Annotated in this window: 15 protein-coding genes; 9 read left to right on the top strand and 6 right to left on the bottom strand. The window is 70.9% G+C overall.

Going from position 1 to position 17,716, the window contains the following annotated elements:
* Positions 1-53: 53 nt before the first annotated feature.
* Positions 54-1,580 (top strand): lysine--tRNA ligase, encoded by a 1,527-nt coding sequence (gene lysS / locus QNO26_RS13605; RefSeq protein WP_257533754.1) that lies wholly within the window; start codon positions 54-56, stop codon positions 1,578-1,580.
* A gap of 63 nt (positions 1,581-1,643) precedes the next feature.
* Here lysS and QNO26_RS13600 read toward each other — a convergent pair whose 3' ends face one another.
* The gene (locus QNO26_RS13600; RefSeq protein ID WP_257638517.1) at positions 1,644-2,762 is read right to left on the bottom strand and encodes a DUF4192 family protein; all 1,119 of its coding nucleotides are present in this window, start codon (positions 2,760-2,762) and stop codon (positions 1,644-1,646) included.
* 152 nt (positions 2,763-2,914) lie between these two features.
* Here QNO26_RS13600 and QNO26_RS13595 point away from each other — a divergent pair, with 152 nt between their 5' ends.
* From QNO26_RS13595 to QNO26_RS13580, 4 genes are all read left to right on the top strand, one after another.
* Positions 2,915-3,118: a hypothetical protein gene (locus QNO26_RS13595; RefSeq protein ID WP_257533746.1), complete on the top strand. Its 204-nt coding sequence runs from the start codon at positions 2,915-2,917 to the stop codon at positions 3,116-3,118.
* A 43-nt stretch (positions 3,119-3,161) separates the two neighbouring features.
* The gene (gene cls / locus QNO26_RS13590; RefSeq protein WP_257638516.1) at positions 3,162-4,628 is read left to right on the top strand and encodes a cardiolipin synthase; all 1,467 of its coding nucleotides are present in this window, start codon (positions 3,162-3,164) and stop codon (positions 4,626-4,628) included.
* A 62-nt stretch (positions 4,629-4,690) separates the two neighbouring features.
* The gene (locus QNO26_RS13585; RefSeq protein ID WP_257638515.1) at positions 4,691-5,443 is read left to right on the top strand and encodes a hypothetical protein; all 753 of its coding nucleotides are present in this window, start codon (positions 4,691-4,693) and stop codon (positions 5,441-5,443) included.
* 375 nt (positions 5,444-5,818) lie between these two features.
* Complete coding sequence (locus QNO26_RS13580) at positions 5,819-6,763, top strand: endonuclease domain-containing protein (protein ID WP_257638648.1); 945 nt, start codon at positions 5,819-5,821, stop codon at positions 6,761-6,763.
* Between the two features lie 309 nt (positions 6,764-7,072).
* On the opposite strand, the gene QNO26_RS13575 is transcribed toward QNO26_RS13580, so the two are convergent.
* Together QNO26_RS13575 and QNO26_RS13570 are read right to left on the bottom strand one after the other, a co-directional pair.
* Positions 7,073-7,309, bottom strand: a complete 237-nt coding sequence (locus tag QNO26_RS13575; RefSeq protein WP_257533742.1) for a helix-turn-helix domain-containing protein — start codon at positions 7,307-7,309, stop codon at positions 7,073-7,075.
* Entirely contained in the window at positions 7,306-7,920 is a 615-nt protein-coding gene (locus tag QNO26_RS13570; RefSeq protein WP_257533741.1) for a DUF2975 domain-containing protein, read from the bottom strand. Before QNO26_RS13570 ends, QNO26_RS13575 begins: the two co-directional genes overlap by 4 nt.
* Before the next feature lie 307 nt (positions 7,921-8,227).
* Between QNO26_RS13570 and QNO26_RS13565 the strand changes: the two genes are divergently transcribed.
* Positions 8,228-10,753 (top strand): ATP-dependent Clp protease ATP-binding subunit, encoded by a 2,526-nt coding sequence (locus QNO26_RS13565; RefSeq protein ID WP_257533740.1) that lies wholly within the window; start codon positions 8,228-8,230, stop codon positions 10,751-10,753.
* Positions 10,754-10,812: 59 nt separating this feature from the next.
* Here QNO26_RS13565 and QNO26_RS13560 read toward each other — a convergent pair whose 3' ends face one another.
* Both QNO26_RS13560 and QNO26_RS13555 read right to left on the bottom strand, forming a co-directional pair.
* A complete protein-coding gene (locus tag QNO26_RS13560; protein ID WP_257533739.1) occupies positions 10,813-11,724 on the bottom strand; it encodes a transglutaminase family protein in 912 nt (303 codons plus the stop codon).
* Entirely contained in the window at positions 11,721-14,246 is a 2,526-nt protein-coding gene (locus tag QNO26_RS13555) for a circularly permuted type 2 ATP-grasp protein (protein WP_257638649.1), read from the bottom strand. Before QNO26_RS13555 ends, QNO26_RS13560 begins: the two co-directional genes overlap by 4 nt.
* Before the next feature lie 123 nt (positions 14,247-14,369).
* On the opposite strand from QNO26_RS13555, the gene QNO26_RS13550 reads away from it, so the two are divergent.
* The 3 genes from QNO26_RS13550 (at position 14,370) to QNO26_RS13540 (ending at position 16,291) form a co-directional block, all read left to right on the top strand.
* Complete coding sequence (locus QNO26_RS13550; protein ID WP_257533737.1) at positions 14,370-14,870, top strand: amino-acid N-acetyltransferase; 501 nt, start codon at positions 14,370-14,372, stop codon at positions 14,868-14,870.
* Between the two features lie 49 nt (positions 14,871-14,919).
* Positions 14,920-15,603, top strand: coding sequence for a hypothetical protein (locus QNO26_RS13545; RefSeq protein ID WP_257533736.1), 684 nt, complete (start codon positions 14,920-14,922; stop codon positions 15,601-15,603).
* Positions 15,604-15,883: 280 nt separating this feature from the next.
* Complete coding sequence (locus QNO26_RS13540; protein WP_257533735.1) at positions 15,884-16,291, top strand: dehydrogenase; 408 nt, start codon at positions 15,884-15,886, stop codon at positions 16,289-16,291.
* A gap of 36 nt (positions 16,292-16,327) precedes the next feature.
* On the opposite strand, the gene radA is transcribed toward QNO26_RS13540, so the two are convergent.
* Positions 16,328-17,692, bottom strand: a complete 1,365-nt coding sequence (radA, locus tag QNO26_RS13535; protein WP_257638650.1) for a DNA repair protein RadA — start codon at positions 17,690-17,692, stop codon at positions 16,328-16,330.
* Between the last annotated feature and the right edge of the window lie 24 nt (positions 17,693-17,716).

Here is a 17,716-nt window from a genome sequence, read left to right as displayed (position 1 = left end):
GACGCCCACAGCCCCGCCGGTAGACTGGGGCCTGACTTTTCCGAGGAGCCCCTGTGACTGATCAGCCCCCTTCCGCGCCGTCCGAGCCTGCCTCCGAAGAGGATGTGTTCGAGCAGAAGGCCGTGCGACTCGCCAAGCGTGAGCGGCTGATCGCCGAGCGTGCGGATGCCGCCGGCGGCGCCTACCCGGTGGCGGTGCCCGTCACCGACACCATTCCCGCGCTGCGCGAGCGGTTCGCAGACCTCGAGGCGGGCGCGGAGACCGGCGTCACCGCGGGCGTTGCCGGCCGCGTCGTGTTCAGCCGCAACACCGGCAAGCTGTGCTTCGCGTCGCTGCAGTCCGGCGACGGCAGCCGCATCCAGGCGATGGTGTCCCTCGCCGAGGTGGGCGAGGAGTCGCTGCAGGCGTGGAAGGACCTCGTCGACCTCGGCGACCACGTCTTCGTCAGCGGGCAGGTCATCTCCAGCCGCCGCGGCGAGCTGTCGATCATGGTGCGGGAGTGGTCGATCGCCTCGAAGGCGCTGCTGCCGCTGCCGAACCTGTACACCGAGCTCAGCGAGGAGAGCCGTGTGCGCTCCCGCTACCTCGACCTCATCTCGCGGGCGCAGGCGCGGGAGACCGTCCTCGCCCGGGCCGCCGTCAACGCGAGCCTGCGACAGACGTTCGCCGCGCACGGGTTCGTCGAGGTCGAGACGCCCATGCTGCAGGTGCAGCACGGCGGTGCCGCCGCCCGCCCGTTCGTGACGCACTCCAACGCCTTCGACACGGAGCTGTACCTGCGCATCGCGCCGGAGCTGTTCCTCAAGCGCGCCGTCGTCGGCGGCATCGACCGGGTGTTCGAGATCAACCGCAACTTCCGCAACGAGGGCGCCGACTCCACCCACAGCCCCGAGTTCGCGATGCTCGAGGCCTACCAGGCATACAGCGACTACAACGGCATCGCCGACCTCACCCAGGAGCTGGTGCAGAACGCGGCGATCGCCGTCGCCGGATCCACCACGGTGACGTGGGCGGACGGCACCGAGTACGACCTGGGCGGCGAATGGGACCGCATCTCGATGTACGACTCGCTGTCTGCGGCATCCGGTCGCGCCATCACCCCCCAGACCTCGCTCGACGAGCTCACCGCGCTCGCCGCCGAGGTGGGGATCGAGGTTCCCGCGAAGATCGCGACGCCCGGCAAGTTCGTCGAGGAGCTCTGGGAGCACTTCGTCAAGGGCGACCTGACCCGTCCGACCTTCGTCATGGACTTCCCCCTCGACACCAGCCCGCTGGTGCGTGAGCACCGCTCGATCCCCGGAGTCGTGGAGAAGTGGGACCTTTACATCCGCGGCTTCGAGCTCGCGACGGGCTACTCGGAGCTCGTCGACCCCGTCATCCAACGGGAGCGCTTCGTCGAGCAGGCCAAGCTCGCCGCGCAGGGCGACGATGAGGCCATGCGCGTGGACGAGGAGTTCCTGCGCGCGCTCGAGCACGCCATGCCGCCCACCGGTGGCATGGGCATGGGCATCGACCGCCTCATGATGGCGATCACCGGTCTCGGCATCCGCGAGACCATCCTGTTCCCGCTCGTCAAGTAGCGCCCGCGGGGCAGGGTGCCCCGTTGCGGTCGCGCATTCGGTCGCGCCCCGGGCGCCGTTTCGTCATGGGCGGCGGAACGCCCAGTCGGGCAGATGCCCGGCGTTGACGAAGGTCAGCACGATCTCAGCGAGACCATGCGTCGGCTCGATGTCGAGGGCGAGCAGCGCATACCGCTCCGCGTGCGTCGATCTGCCCAGTGCCCACGACAGCCAGGCACACGTCGCCAGCGCTCCGGGACGGAACGGCTCGGGTGCGAGGGCGGCGACGTCGCGCGTGAGCGTCAGCGCGCGCGTCAGTCGCTCGGGGTCGGGGCGTGGACCGTCGCCCCACATCGTCCTCGCCAGGTCGAGGGGGTAGTCCTCGCCCTCCTCCCACCGCTGCTGCGATTGCAGGGCCCGGTGGCCCCGGCGCGCGTCGGCACTCCACTGGACGATCGCCACATCGCGCAGCGCCGGGCGGGACAGGCACCACACCAGCAGCGCGGCCAGGAACGGTGACGCGGTCGGGGCATCGGTGGCGAGAGCCTGCTCGAACACGTCGACGATGTCATCGAGCCGCTCCGCCACCGCCAAGGCCTCCGGGTGGATGCGCGGTCGGTTCCCGCCCGTGCCGCGCGGTGCGCCGACCGGGACGCGCAGGCCGTCGAGCGCCGCGAGCAGTGCGGGCAGTGCGTCACCGACGGCCGCGACACGGGCGGCATCCACCACGGGCAGCTCGGCGCCCGACGCCTGATCGCCGGCAGGCGGGGGATCCGACACTTGCACGGGTGTCAGCGCACCGAGTGGGCGCCCGCCGGGCGGGCAGTCCGGATCGAGGTGCGAACCCCAGCCGTCGCTGCCGACGCTCAGGGCATCGGTGACCCGCACGCCGCAGGCGTCGGCGCCCCGGCGCAGCGCAGCGACGAGATCGGCACCGGGGAGGCCGTCGGCGCACGCATCATCGGAGAAGATCGCCGCCGCGAACGCGTCGGCGTCGGGTATGCGGCAGATCATGCCCAGGCACGTGCCGGCGAACGCGTCGAGGTCGGTGTCGTCGCGGGGCAGATCCAGACGGAGGCCGCCGATGCTGCGCACCCCGTGGAAGGGGACCAGCACGAGGCTCCGTCGCGGGGTGAAGCCGAGCATCGCGGGGATGAGGGAGAGGAAGTGCGCGGCATCCGCCGCCTTCACGATCGTGGTCATGCCGACAGCGTGGCGACTCGGGCGCGCCGGCGTTGCGCCCGCACGACCCCCGTTGTGGACGGATGCCGAAAGTCGCCCCCGGTGCAGAGAGCGCCGCCTCCCGACGCCGGGGGCGGACCGGCCGCACCGGCGCGCCGCGTACGATGGAGGGCATGGACACTGTGTGGGCTGGCGTGTTGTGGGCCCTGCTCCCCACTCTGGTGGTTTCGGGCCTCTTCTGGTTCGTGCTGCGCTCGATCATGCGCATGGACCGCACCGAGCGTCGCGTCCACGCCCGCATCGAGGCGGAGGAGCGCGCCAAGCGCGGGCTGCCGCCGGTGTCCGAAGCGCCGGAGGCTGCACGCCGCGCACGATGACCGTAGCCCCCGATACGCTGACCTCAGAGCATCGGGGGAGTAAGTGATCAGCATCACCGTCGACTGGACGTGGTGGGTCATCCTCGTGTTCATCACGGACCTCGTGGTCCGTGTCACCGCCATCATCGTGGTGCCGCGAAACCGTCGTCCCACCGCGGCGATGGCCTGGCTCCTGGCGATCTACTTCATCCCGCTGGTCGGAGTCTTCCTCTTCCTGCTCATCGGCAACCCCCGGCTGCCTCGCAAGCGGCGGCGCAAGCAGGATCAGATCAACGAGTACATCCACGAGACCAGCGAGCACCTCGACTTCGGCACGCTGCGGCCCCATGCGCCGGAGTGGTTCACCGCGACCGTTGCGCTCAACCGCGCCCTCGGAGCGCTGCCGCTGGCCGGCGACAATGCCGCCCACCTCATCGCGGACTATGAGGCGTCGCTCGCCGCGCAGGCGAAGGCGATCCGCGCGGCGCGGCGCTACGTGCACGTCGAGTTCTACATCCTGCAGTCCGATCCCACCACCGACGACTTCTTCCGCGCGCTTGAAGAGGCGCGCGCACGGGGCGTCGTCGTCCGCGTGCTGATGGACCACTGGGCCAACCGCGGCAAGCCGTACTACAAGCAGACGCTGCGCCGGCTCACCGACATGGGGGCACTGTGGCAGCTGATGCTGCCGGTGCAGCCCCTCAAGGGCAAGTACCAGCGCCCCGACCTGCGCAATCACCGCAAGCTGCTCGTCGTCGACGGAGTGGTGGCGTTCGTCGGCTCGCAGAACATCACCGACTCCACCTACAACCTCAAGCGCAACCTCCGCCGCGGCCTGCACTGGGTCGACCTGATGGTGCGGGTGGAGGGGCCGGTCGTGGCATCCGTCAACGCCGTCTTCCTCTCGGACTGGTACAGCGAGACCGACGAGACACTGACCGACGAGATCGACCTGTTCGACGTCACCGCCGGCCCGGGCGACCTGGACTGCCAGATCGTGCCGTCCGGCCCGGGGTTCGAGTTCGAGAACAACCTCAAGCTGTTCCTGAGCCTGATGTACGCCGCCCAGCGCAAGCTCATCATCGTGAGCCCGTACTTCGTGCCCGACGAATCGATGCTGCTGGCCATCTCGACCGCCTGCCAGCGCGGGGTCGACGTGCAGCTGTTCGTCTCGGAGGAGGGTGATCAGGCGCTCGTCTACCATGCCCAGCGCAGCTATTACGAGGCCCTCCTGCGTGCCGGCGTGCGCATCTGGATGTACCGCAAGCCCTACATCCTGCACGCGAAGTCGATGACCGTCGACGACGAGGTCGCCGTGATCGGCTCCAGCAACATGGACATGCGCTCGTTCGGTCTGAACCTCGAGATCTCGATGATGGTGCGCGGCGAGGAGTTCGTGCGGGAGATGCGCGACGTGGAGCAGGGCTATCGGGATCTCAGCCGCGAACTCACCCTCGAGGAATGGGAGCAGCAGCCGCTGCGCTCCACGGTGCTCGACAACCTGGCGCGACTGACCTCGGCACTGCAATGAGTGTTATCTCCCCGTGACCGCACGTGCGGGCAACGTCGAGCGGAACACGCCAGGATAGGGCCATGACCCTGCGACTGAGTCCCGTGCTCGCCGGTGCCGGCCTCGCCGTGCTGCTGGCGGGCGTCCTGTCCGCCTGTGCCACCGCCGACCCGGCATCCCCCGCATCGCCGGGCTCGCCGGGCACCGCGGCTCCCGGTGACGTGATCGAGACTGACGTGGATGCCACCTGGCTCGACGGCGGGCGCATGATCGGCATCGTGACCCAGGGATCGTCGACGTGCGTGCCGATGGCGGATGCCGCGACGCTCACGTCCGACGGAGTGCTGGAGGTCACCCTCGTCGACCCCGCTGGCGACACCCCCTGCACCGCCGACATGAGCCCGCGGGTGACGGTCGTCGGCGTGCCGGAAGGCGTCGACCCGTCGCAGGACCTCGAGATCCTCGTCACCGGCGACGACTACGGCGCCGACCTGGAGCTCGACGGCATCCCGGGCCTCGCCGCGCCCGCCGGGCAGACCGACTACGCGCCCAGCGCCGGATGGGTCGATGACGGCGCCTTCGTGGTGCTCACGTGGGGCTCCTCGTCGTGCGCGCCGGTGATCGAGTCGGTCGAGGCGACGGCGGCGGATGCCGTGACGGTCACGTTCGCCGAACCCGAGGCGGATCGCATGTGCACGATGGACATCGCCCCGCGGGCGGCCCTCGCGTACCTCGACGGCGGCACCGAGGTCGATGACGACGCGGAGGTCACCCTGACGCTGACCGGCGGCGGGCCGGAGTTCGCGGAGCCGGTGACCACGACGATCCTGCGCTGACCCGCGGCGCGCCGCGCCGGCCGCGCCGCGCCGCGCCAGCGCCGCGCCAGCGCCGCGCCAGCGCTGCGCCGCGCCGGCGCTGCTCGAGTGTCGCGAATGGTGGGTGAGGCGGGCCCTCGCCGTGCGGACGCGACACCGGAGCGGCGCCGGGCCCGCGGTCACGAACGCCGTGGTGGCCCCGCGGCCGCGCTGCTCGAGTGTCGAGGATGGCGGGTGCTGTGGGCTTGCACCGTGCGGACGCGACACCGGAGCGGCGCCGGGCCCGCCGGGCGGCGACGCGCGGCGACTCCTCCACAGGCAGGGGACGCCCGGCATCCGTCCCCATATGGCGGCCCTGCTCCGCGCCGGGCGCCCGGCGGATGCCAGGTTGTGCACATGCTCCGTCGTCCGCTCCCCGCATTCCTGCTGCCGGCGTTCACGACGGCGGATGCCACGGCGGCCGGTGTCGGACGCTCGCGGCTCCGCGCGGCAGATCTCGAGCATCCCTTCCACGCCGTCTACGTCGTGCGTGATGGGCGGCCGCCGGTGCTGCGGCCCGAGGACGAGATCATCGATCGCGCCGCTATCGCGCACCTGCGACTCAGCGACGGAACGTTCTTCTCGCACCTGACGGCCGCTGTCCTGTGGGGCGTGCCGCTTCCTCCCGGCATCCTTCTCGCGCACGACGAACTCGACGTAGCGGTGCTGCATCCGCGACGTCCGGCTCGGGCTCGCGGGCTCCGAGGTCATCGCGTGCAGCCGGAACACGTGCGGCTGACCATCCATCCCGAGCACGGCCTTCCGGTGCCGACGCCGGCCAGCACCTGGGCGATGCTCGGCAGCGTGCTGCGGCATCCTTACGATCTCGTCGCGGTCGCCGACGCTCTGGTGAGCGACCGGCGGTACGACGCCGCACGGCCCCTCGCCACGCGCGCGCAACTCGAGGCCGCCGTCTTCACGAAGCGCCGCGTCGGGGTGCGCGCGCTGCGGGAGGCGCTGGTGCAGGTGCGGCCGCGCGTCGCGTCCCGCACCGAGACCTGGACGCGGCTCGTCATCGTGGATGCCGGCCTGCCGGAACCGCTCATCAACCACTCTGTGGTCGATGGGGCCGGTCGGTTCATCGCGTGCGTGGATCTGGCCTATCCGCAGTGGAAGGTCGCGGTCGAGTACGAGGGCGCGCACCACCTCTTCGATGCCACGCAGTGGGCGAGCGACATCCGGCGCTACGAGCAGCTCGCCGCTGAAGGGTGGCGTGTCATCCGCGTCACCAGCGACGAGCTGTTCCTGCACCCGGAGCGCCTCGCGCTCCGCGTGCGCCGCGCGATCCGCGCCGCCGCCTGAGCCCGGTGCGCCCCGCCCGGCGCCGCTCCGGTGTCGCATGTGGTGGGGCGGTCGCGTGCGTTGACCGTGCGGACGTGACACTCGAACCGCGCTATGCGCGCGCCCCGCCGCCGCCCGCCCGCCGCGTGGCCGCCGCGCGCCGGCGCTGCTCCGGTGTCGAATCTGGCGGGTGGAGCCGAGCGGGACTGTGCGGAAGCGACACTTGAGCAGCCCACGGGCCCCGACCCCGAGCCCCCGACCCCCCGCGGGCCGCGCCCGCGCGAGCCCCGAGCGCCCGCGCCAGCCCTCGGCCCCCGCAACCGCCCGCGGCTAGCGCGGGTCGGCGCGCACGAGCAGGTCGCCGACCTCGCAGTCCAGCGCGCGGCACACCGCCGACAGCGTCGAGTACCGGATCGCCCGCGCGCGGTCGTTCTTCAGCACCGACAGGTTCACCACCGACACCCCCACGAGCTCCGACAGCCGTGCGAGCGTCATCCCGCGCTCGGCGAGCAGCTCGTCCAGCCGGCAGTGGATGCCGGTGGGGCCGTCGCCCTCGGCGGGGGTCATACCAGGCCCTCGGTCTCGCGCTGCAGCCGGGCGCCCACGGTGAACACGGTGGAGGCGAGCGCCGCGATGAAGCCGAGCATCAGCAGCGACGACACGTCCACAGACATGAGCACGTTGTCGAACGTCCCGTCCGACAGTGCGGCGAACGCGCCGTTGGCGGCCATGTTCCCGAAGAACGGGTAGGCGGCCGCGCCCAGCAGCGCGGTGAGTCCCGCGGTGGTCACGAGTCGGGTGTTCGTGCGGCTGAACACCCGGTCGCGCAGCACGCTGCGGGACAGGAGCAGCAGGCACGTGAGCACGATGACGACAGTGGCGACCATGAGCACCTGCTGGATGACGATCGACCAGAGGGATGCCACGGGGAGGTCCGCGACCGTCAGCACGGCCGTCTCCAGCGCGACGGTGACGCCTGCCCCGTCCACGCCGATCGGGGCGAGCGCCGGCGTGCCGACGAACTCCGCGAGCACCTCGACGCTGTCGGCGGTGAGCACATCCACGATGCGCACGACGGCGGACACGATCGCGCCGACCGCCAGCCCCGCTCCCGCGATCATCATGAACATCAGCGCGAACCTGTCGCCGCTCGACAGGGTGCGCTCGGGTGCCGTCATCTGCGACATGCTTCCTCCATAACGAAGATCGTTAATATCGATAGCCGTTATGTTATCGATTCTCGATATGTGCGTCAAGCGGCGGCGGGGCGGCGGCGGAGCGGTGGCGAAGCGGCGGCGGGGCGGCGGCGAAGCGGTGGCGCGGCATCCGCCCGCGCAGCCGCCCCGCCGCCCTCACGGCATCCGTCCGAGTGGCCGTCTCGCCGCCCGCGCGGCATCCGCCCGTGGCGAACACGGGCATACCGGCCCTCCCCGGTCGTTACCCTTTTTTGTAAGCGCCAGAACTGTGCGCTTGGAGGAGTCGACGATGTTCGAGAGATTCACGGACCGTGCCCGTCGTGTGGTTGTGCTCGCCCAAGAAGAGGCGAAGATGCTCAACCACAACTACATCGGTACCGAGCACATCCTGCTCGGCCTCATCCACGAGGGCGAGGGTGTCGCCGCCAAGGCGCTGGAGTCGCTCGGTATCTCGCTCGACGCGGTGCGCGAGCAGGTGCAGGACATCATCGGGCAGGGCCAGCAGCAGCCGACGGGACACATCCCGTTCACGCCGCGTGCCAAGAAGGTGCTCGAGCTGTCGCTGCGCGAGGCCCTGCAGCTGGGCCACAACTACATCGGCACCGAGCACATCCTGCTCGGCCTCATCCGCGAGGGTGAGGGCGTGGCCGCGCAGGTGCTGGTCAAGCTCGGCGCCGACCTGAACAAGGTGCGCCAGCAGGTCATCCAGCTGCTCAGCGGCTACCAGGGCAAGGAACCCGCCGGCGTCGCCGCCGGCCCCGGCGAGCAGAACGCGCCCGCCCAGGGTGGATCGGCGGTGCTCGACCAGTTCGGGCGCAACCTCACCCAGGCCGCCCGCGACAACAAGCTCGACCCTGTCATCGGGCGCGAGAAGGAGATCGAGCGGGTCATGCAGATCCTCTCCCGCCGGTCGAAGAACAACCCCGTTCTCATCGGTGAGCCCGGCGTCGGCAAGACCGCCGTCGTCGAGGGCCTCGCACAGGCGATCGTCAAGAACGAGGTGCCCGAGACCCTGAAGGACAAGCAGGTCTACTCGCTGGACCTCGGGTCGCTCATCGCCGGGTCCCGCTACCGCGGTGACTTCGAGGAGCGCCTGAAGAAGGTCACCAAGGAGATCCGCACCCGCGGCGACATCATCGTGTTCATCGACGAGATCCACACCCTCGTCGGTGCCGGTGCAGCCGAGGGCGCGATCGATGCGGCATCCATTCTGAAGCCCCTGCTCGCCCGCGGTGAGCTGCAGACCATCGGCGCGACCACGCTCGACGAGTACCGCAAGCACTTCGAGAAGGATGCCGCGCTGGAGCGCCGCTTCCAGCCGATCCAGGTCGCTGAGCCGAGCCTGCCCCACGCGATCAACATCCTGAAGGGGCTGCGCGACCGCTACGAGGCGCACCACAAGGTGCAGATCACCGACGGCGCGATCGTCGCGGCGGCCAACCTCGCCGACCGTTACGTCAGCGACCGGTTCCTCCCCGACAAGGCCATCGACCTGATCGACGAGGCCGGCGCCCGCCTGCGTCTGTCGATCCTGTCGAGCCCGCCGGAGCTGCGCGAGTTCGACGACAAGATCGCCAAGGTCCGCGAGGACAAGGAGCGCGCCAGCGAGGACCAGGACTTCGAGAAGGCCGCAGCTCTGCGCGACGAGGAGAAGTCCCTGCTCGCCGAGCGTCTGCGCCTGGAGAAGCAGTGGCGCTCGGGTGACGTCGCCAGCCACGCGGTGGTCGACGAGGGCCTGATCGCCGAGGTGCTCGCGCAGGCCACCGGCATCCCGGTGTTCAAGCTGACCGAGGAGGAGTCCAGCCGGCTCGTCTTCATGGAGAAGGCGCTGCACCAGCGCGTCATCGGTCAGGACGAGGCGATCGCGGCGCTGTCGCGCACGATCCGTCGTCAGCGCGCCGGCCTGAAGGACCCCAAGCGTCCCTCCGGCTCGTTCATCTTCGCCGGCCCCACGGGCGTCGGAAAGACCGAGCTGGCCAAGGCGCTGGCGGAGTTCCTCTTCGACGACGAGGGCGCCCTGATCTCGCTCGACATGAGCGAGTTCGGCGAGAAGCACACCGTCTCGCGCCTGTTCGGAGCCCCTCCCGGCTTCGTCGGGTTCGAAGAGGGCGGCCAGCTGACCGAGAAGGTGCGGCGCAAGCCGTTCTCGGTCGTGCTCTTCGACGAGATCGAGAAGGCGCACCCCGACATCTTCAACTCGCTGCTGCAGATCCTGGAGGAGGGACGCCTGACCGACGGTCAGGGTCGTGTCATCGACTTCAAGAACACCGTGATCATCATGACGACGAACCTCGGTTCGTCGGCGATCGCAGGCGGCCCGGTCGGCTTCCAGGTCGAGGGCAACGCCCAGACCTCGTACGACCGCATGAAGGGCAAGGTCGACGAGGAGCTGAAGCGTCACTTCAAGCCCGAGTTCCTCAACCGCCTCGACGACATCATCGTGTTCCCGCAGCTGAACAAGGACGAGCTTCGCCAGATCGTCGGCCTGTTCACCAAGCGGCTGGCCGAGCGCCTGCTCGACCGTGACATGACGGTGGAGCTGTCGCCCGAGGCGACCGACCGGCTCATCGAGATCGGCTTCGACCCGACCCTCGGTGCCCGGCCGCTGCGCCGCGCCATGCAGCGCGAGATCGAGGACCAGCTCAGCGAGCGCATCCTGCACGGTCAGCTGAACGCGGGCGACCACGTGAAGGTCGGTTCCGACGCCAACGGATTCACCTTCGAGAGCGCCCCGCGCGGCGAGAAGGTGGCCATCGGAGTGGGCACCGCCGGCGAGATCTCGGCGACGCCCGACATGATCGCCGGCGCGGAGTAACCACCGCACCACGAGATCGACACGAGAGCGGATGCCACCCGGCATCCGCTCTCGTCGTTTCAGCCTGCGGTCGGGACGACGGGGACCGGTGCGTCGGCGACCGGGGCGACGTCGACCTGCACCCGCAGGGTGGAGTTCTTCGCCTCGGTGAAGATGATGCCCTTCACCGGCGACACGTCGCCGTAGTCGCGGCCCCACGCCACGGTGACGTACCGGTCGTTCGCCCACTGGTCGTTGGTGGGGTCGATCGCCAGCCACTGGTCGGTGCCCGGCATCCAGACGGCCAGCCAGGCGTGCGAGGCATCGGCGCCGAACACACGCTGCTTTCCGGGCGGCGGCTGGGTGGCGAGGTACCCGCTGACATAGCGGGCGGCGACGCCGTGGGCGCGCAGGCACGCGAGCGCCAGGTGCGCGAAGTCCTGGCAGACCCCGGCGCGGGTGGCGAGCACGTCGGCGACCGTGCTGGTGACGGTGGTGGCGGTGCTGTCGTAGGCGAAGTCGGCGTGGATGCGCTGCATCAGATCGGTGACGGCCTCGCCCAGCGGACGACCGGGCGTGAGGGATGCCGCGGCGTACGCGGCCGCTTCGGGCTCGTGCGCCACCCGCGGCGATCGCAGCGCGTACTCCACCGCCTGCCAGGCGCCCGGGTCGGCGCCGTTGAGCAGCGGCCGCGCGTTCTCCCACGGCTGGGCGAGGGCGTCGCTGTCATAGCGGGGAGGGTCGACCTCGATGTCGCTGGCGGCCTCGATCACGAGGGTGCTGTGCGGCTCGATGACGTGGAAGTAGGTGGCGCCGTTGCCGAAGTAGTCGACGTCGCGGTCGACGTCTCCCGGCTGGGGCGAGACGGTCACCTGGTGGCCGTGCACGCGCTGCCCGGGGAGAGCACGGGGAACGAGATGGAACAGTCCCACACTGTCTTCGACCTCGTCGCTGTACGTGTAGGTGGTGCGGTGCCAGACGCGGTATCTCATGCGCCGGCCCGTTCCTCGACGAGCGCCAGCTCCGACAGCGGCAGCGGCGGCGGACCGCTTTCGAAGTGCACGTGTGCGACGGAATCGGCGAGCTGCTCGAGCTGCGCGATGACGTCGACGAGGAACTCGGTGAGCGCGGGGCGGTGCTCACCGTCGGGCGCGGTGAGCACCGCCACGTCGACGTGGTCGAGCGCCGTCTCCAGGTGCTCGAGCAGGCGCTCGGGGCGGGTGGATCCGGTGGATGCCGGCATCGCCGCGAGGTGGCCGCGCAGCGCGGCGAGGCAGAACGTCAGCGACCGGGGGTTGCCGCCGTCCAGCAGCAGCAGCTCCAGGGCATCGGCGGTGCGCACCGACCCGCGGTAACGGCGTCGATAGGTGACGATGCTCTCCGACGCGGTCAGCGTCGCCTCCAGCACTTCGCGGTCGGCTCGGTAGTCGCGGCGGCGTGTGGCGGTGGCCACGAGCAGATGGCACAGCTGCAGCGCCCGTTCGAGGCTGCGCCCCGCCTCGATCATGTGCCAGCCGGGGTCGCGCATCATGCTCGCCGTAACCCCCTGCAGGGACAGGATCGCCGTCAGCATCCGCCCGGCCGATTCGGCGGTGCGGTGGGCGTGCGGCGACGCCCGCAGCGCCCGGGTGGCACGGTCGATGGCGGAGAACACCCGCCAGGTGTCTCCCGAGAGCTGGTCGCGCACGCCCATCAGCGACTCGCGGAGGTGGGCCAGGGCGTGGGCGGCGCCACCGGTGCGCGTGGCATCCAGCAGCAGGGCGCGCAGCTCGGCATCCGCATCAGGACCCGCGTCGCCGGCCAGGCGCCGCAGCGCCCCCCGCAGCACGTCGGTGCTCTCGGCGGCCTGCGAGGTGGGACGCCGGCTCAGCTGCTCGAGCTGGTGGTGCGTGGTCAGCAGCAGGCGCAGCAGGTCCTCGGCGCGCTCGGCGTAGCGGCCCACCCAGAACATGTCCGCGAGCGCCCGCGGAGCCAGCGGTGGCACGGTCGGGCTGATGGTCGGTGGCGCGCTCTCGATCAGCCCCTGATCGGGGTCATCCTGCGTCGCCTTCAGCACCCACACGTCCTTGGTGACGGGACCGCTGTCCGCGTCGGCGAGCACGGTCGCGAGCCCGCCGACGAGCGGCCGGTAGGCGGACCCGTAACGCAGGGTGAAGCTGCGGAAGACCACCGGCCAGGCCTCGGCCCGCGCGCGATCGGCCCACACCGGCGCCTGTGACAGGGGCAGCAGCTCCTGCCCGACGAAGCGGTGCGGCTCGGCGAGGATGCGCGCGCGCAGCTCGGCCGGCGACGCGGCGGCCAGGGTCGCCCGCGGCTCGTCGATCGCGCGCACGATCAGCGCGGGGTCGTCGGCGGCGAGACGCTCCAGCACCTGCTGCCGCGCCTCGGGGTCGCCGCACCACAGTGTCGGCACCGACGGCAGGCGCAGCTGTTCGCCGAGCAGGCGCTCGCAGGCGGCGGGGAGGAAGGGCATGAGACCCGGGTTCTCCAGCACGCCCGCACCCAGGCCGTTGACCAAGCGCACATGGCCGCGGCGAACCGCCTCGGCCAGCCCCGCGACGCCCAGGCGCGAGTCGGCCCGCAGCTCCAGCGGGTCGCACCACTCGGCATCCACCCGCCGCACGATGACGTCCACGCGCTCCCGCGGTGCGGTGCGCGGCCAGCCGGCGGGCTTCATCCACACCCAGCCGTCGCGCACCACCAGGTCGCTGCCCTGCACGAGCGGCATGCCCAATGCGTTCGCGAGGAACGCCTGATCGAAGGCCGTCTCGGAGTGAGGGCCGGGGGAGAGCACGACGACCTGAGGGGATGCCACGCCCGGGGCACTGTCGAGCAGCGCCGCGCGCAGGGCGGAGAAGTACGGCTCCATGCGGTGCAGGTCGCTGCCCTGATAGAGATCGGGCAGCACCTGCGCGATGACGCGACGGTTCTCCATCGCGAAGCCGAGGCCCGAGGGTGCCTGCACGCGATCGGTGAGCACGTGCCACTCCCCGCGCGCATCGCGGCCGAGGTCGGTGGCCGACAGCAGCAGCGGCTGGGTGTCGACGACACCGGGGCGCGCGACGGGGCGCGCGAAGCCGGAGTGGCCGAAGACGCACGCCGACGGCACGACACCGGATGCCAGCAGCGTCTGGGGGCCGTACAGGTCGCTGAGCACGGCGTTGAGCAGTTCGGCGCGCTGGGCGAGGCCGATCTCGAGGCGCGCCCACTCGGGGGCGTCGATGACCAGGGGCATGGGGTCGAGCTGCCATGGCTGGGCGCCGCCGTCGGGGCGCACGTAGGTCACTCCGTCGTCGGCGAGGAAGCGGGTGATCTCGCCTTCGACACGGCGCAGCTCGTCGGGGGTGAGAGCGAGCGCCAGGTCGGCCATGGACTTCCAGGCGGGGCGCAGGCCGCCGTCGGGGGCGACCACCTCGTCGTAGCGGGTCATGTCGTCCCGGCCATCCCGCGACGGAACGGCGAACGGGAGCGTCGGCTGGGTCACCGTCGTGGCGTAGTCGCGCAGCACACTCACGTCTGCGCACCTCCTCGCATCGTGGTGAGCGGCTCCGGGGAGAGCGCGCGGTACGAACTTACCGGAGCCGCACGCTCAGCCGCCGCCCGGCGTCGCCGCGCGTGAGCGGCATAGGCTGGAAGAGTGAGCAGCTTCACCGTGCGTCCGGCCCGCACCTCCGACGTGCGCGGCATCCTGGAAATGCTCGACCCGTACGTGCAGCGGCGCATTCTCCTCGGCAAGGACATCGTCGTGCTGTACGAGTCCGTGCAGCAGTTCGTGGTCGCCGAGGCCGATGGCCGCCTGGTCGGCTGCGGCGCACTGCACGTCATGTGGGAGGACCTCGGGGAGGTCCGCACGCTCATCGTGGTGGACGACTGGCTGCACCGCGGTGTCGGCCGCGCCATCGTGGAGCGGCTCGAGGAGGATGCCCGACGGCTCGGTCTGTCCCGGCTCTTCTGCCTGACCTTCGAAGTGGACTTCTTCGTCGCCCGCGGCTTCGAGCCCATCGGCGAGCACGTCGTCGACCCCGATGTCTACTGGCAGCTGCTGCGCAGCCGCGACGAGGGTGTCGCGGAGTTCCTCGACCTCGCTCACGTCAAGCCGAACACCCTGGGCAACACGCGCATGCTCAAGCGGCTGTAGCGGGCGCGCCCGACGCCGACCCGCCGGGGTCGCGACGTAGCCTGGGATCATGTCCGAGCCCGTCCGCCGCCGGCCCACCCCTGCCGTCTACCGCCGCCGCCGTCTGACGGTGCTGCTCGCTCTCCTTCTCGTCATCGCCGGGGTGGTGCTGCTGGTGTGGCAGCCCTGGAACGCCGATGCCGCCGAGACCGGGCCGCGCCCGGAGCCCACCCCCGCGGTGTCGTCTCCGGCACCGACCCCTGCGCCCACGACCTCGGCACCGCCGAAAGAGGCCACACCGGATGCCGAGGTGCCCGAGGACCCGGACGCGGGTTCCGATGCGGTCGGGGAGTGCACGTCGGGGATGGTGGAGGTCGCCGCGGTGACCGACAAGCAGTCCTACCCGGCCGGTGAGAACCCGCAGCTGTCCATCTCGCTGACCAACACCGGCGGCGTGGCGTGCACCATGAACGTGGGCACGACGACGCAGGTCTTCACGATCAGCAGCGGCGACGACGTCTGGTGGCGATCGACCGATTGCCAGAGCGAGCCGAGCGATCAGACCGTCACGATCGACGCCGGGCAGACGGTGTCCAGCGCCACCCCGCTCACGTGGGACCGCACCCGCTCGTCGGTCTCGACGTGCGGCGACACCGACCGGCCCGTCGCCCCCGGCGGTGGGTCGTCGTTCCACCTGAAGGTGGCCATCGGTGGGGTGCAATCCGCCGGGAGCGCGCAGTTCCTCCTGCAGTGATGCGTCGCTGAGCGGTCCACCACCTTCCTCACGTCGGCGAATCTGAGGGAATTCTCATCGATGTCCCCCAAAGAGGGGACACCTGGGTTGGGGGGCTTGGACTAATCTTGAGATCAGTTCCTGCACGTTGTCCCCCTCTGTCCCCAGCAGTTGAGTGAGGCTTTCCCCAAGGCCCCACACCGGGAAACCCAGCGGCAGTGAGCGTTGGGCCCTCTCGAGTCCCCCAGTCCCCAATGGGCGGCCCGAGAGGGCCCCTTCTTGTGCTCGGTACGCTGGGGGGATGGTCCGCAAGAAGAAGACGAAGCCCGTCGGCGCGGAGCATTTCCGCAACCCGCAGCTGAGCGATGCCCTGCAGACCCAGGACATGGCGGCGGTCGCGTTCGCCCTGCGCCACGGACCCACCGTGGTGCCCCTCATGCGTCCGGGAGCACGCGACAACCCGCTGGACGTCGGCGAGGTCTGGACCTACCGCGACCCGAACTCCGGCGAGCTCGCGCTGCTGCTGTTCAGCGACGCGACGCACAAGCCCGCCACGTTGCCCCCGGGCGTCGCGCTGCAGTCGCCGGCGTGGCTGCGGGAGTTCCTCGCCACGCACCAGGACCGCATCACGACCGTCTTCTTCGATATCGCCGGGCCCCACCCGATGCAGGCATCCCCCGCCGACCTCATCGCCGCGCTCGACGCGTGAGGCGTCACGGCGCGTAGCCCCCCGCGGCCGCCGCTGTCAGAACGACGGCTCGTCGCCTGCCTCAATGCGGTGCAGCCGCGGCAGGTCGCGCAGGGCATCGCGCAGCGTCTTGGACGACGCGTCGAGCACCGTGCGGTAGCCGAGCCGTGCCGCTTCGCTGCGCCGCTGCTCGGTCTGGGTGACCGCGCGGATCTCGCCGGCGAGGCTGAGCTCCCCGATCGCGGCGAGCTTGGACGGCAACGGCCGGTCGCTCACGGCGCTGGCCACGGCCAGGGCGATGGCGAGGTCGGCGGCCGGCTCGGTGAGCCGAACGCCTCCGACCGTGGACACGTAGACATCCTGGTTGGAGACCGTGATCCCGCCCTTCTTCTCCAGCACCGCCAGGATCATCGCGACGCGCGCGCCGTCGACCCCGCTGACGATGCGCCGGGGGTTGGGCGCGCCCGTGGCCATGGTGAGGGCCTGCACCTCCACAGGCAGCGCCCGGCGGCCCTCGAGCGCAACCGTCACGCAGGTGCCGGCCTCGCGCGAGCCGTGCCCGAGGAACAGCGCGCTCGGGTCGGCCACCTCGGCGATGCCCGACCCCGTCATGTCGAAGCAGCCCACCTCATCGGTCGCGCCGAACCGGTTCTTCAGAGCGCGCACGAAGCGCAGCGACGTCTGGCGGTCACCCTCGAAATGGCACACGACGTCGACGAGGTGCTCGAGGATGCGAGGCCCCGCGATGGAGCCGTCCTTCGTGACGTGCCCGACGATGATGACGGGGAGATCGCGCTCCTTCGCGACGCGGATGAGGGTGGATGCCACCTCTCGCACCTGCCCGGGGTGGCCCGCCAAGCCGTCGGACAGCGAGGACGACACCGTCTGCACCGAGTCCACGATGAGCAGCTGCGGCTGCACCTCGTCGACGTGGCCGAGGATCGTGGCGAGGTCCGTCTCACTGGCCAGGTACAGCTCGTCGTGCAGGGCTCCGGTGCGCTCGGCACGCAGGCGCACCTGCCCGAGCGACTCCTCGGCACTGACGTAGAGCACGCGACGCCCGACCCGGGCGCTCTGCGCCGCGACCTCGGTGAGCAGCGTGGACTTGCCCACACCGGGCTCGCCGGAGAGGAGGATCGCCGCTCCCGGCACGAGCCCGCCTCCGAGCACGCGGTCGAACTCGCCGATGCCGCTCGTGGTGCGGGACGCCTCCTGCGTCTGGACCTGCGTGATCGGCCGTGCCGCGCGTGCGGCGCCTGGCGCCACCGGAGTGACGGTGCGGGTGATGCCGGTCTGCTCGCCCGACTCGACGACGGTGCCCCACTGCTGGCATTCGCCGCAGCGGCCGACCCACTTCAGGGTCGTCCAGCCGCATTCCGTGCATCGGTACGGTGCAGCTGTCGTGGGGCGTCGTGTGGCCATGCGGCAAGGCTAATCGCCGCCACC

The sequence above is a fragment of the Microbacterium sp. zg-Y1090 genome, assembly GCF_030246945.1.
In the GTDB taxonomy this organism is placed as follows: domain Bacteria; phylum Actinomycetota; class Actinomycetes; order Actinomycetales; family Microbacteriaceae; genus Microbacterium; species Microbacterium wangruii.
The sequence above is the reverse complement of the archived record's forward strand: the minus strand, read 5'-3'. Positions and strand labels throughout refer to the sequence as shown.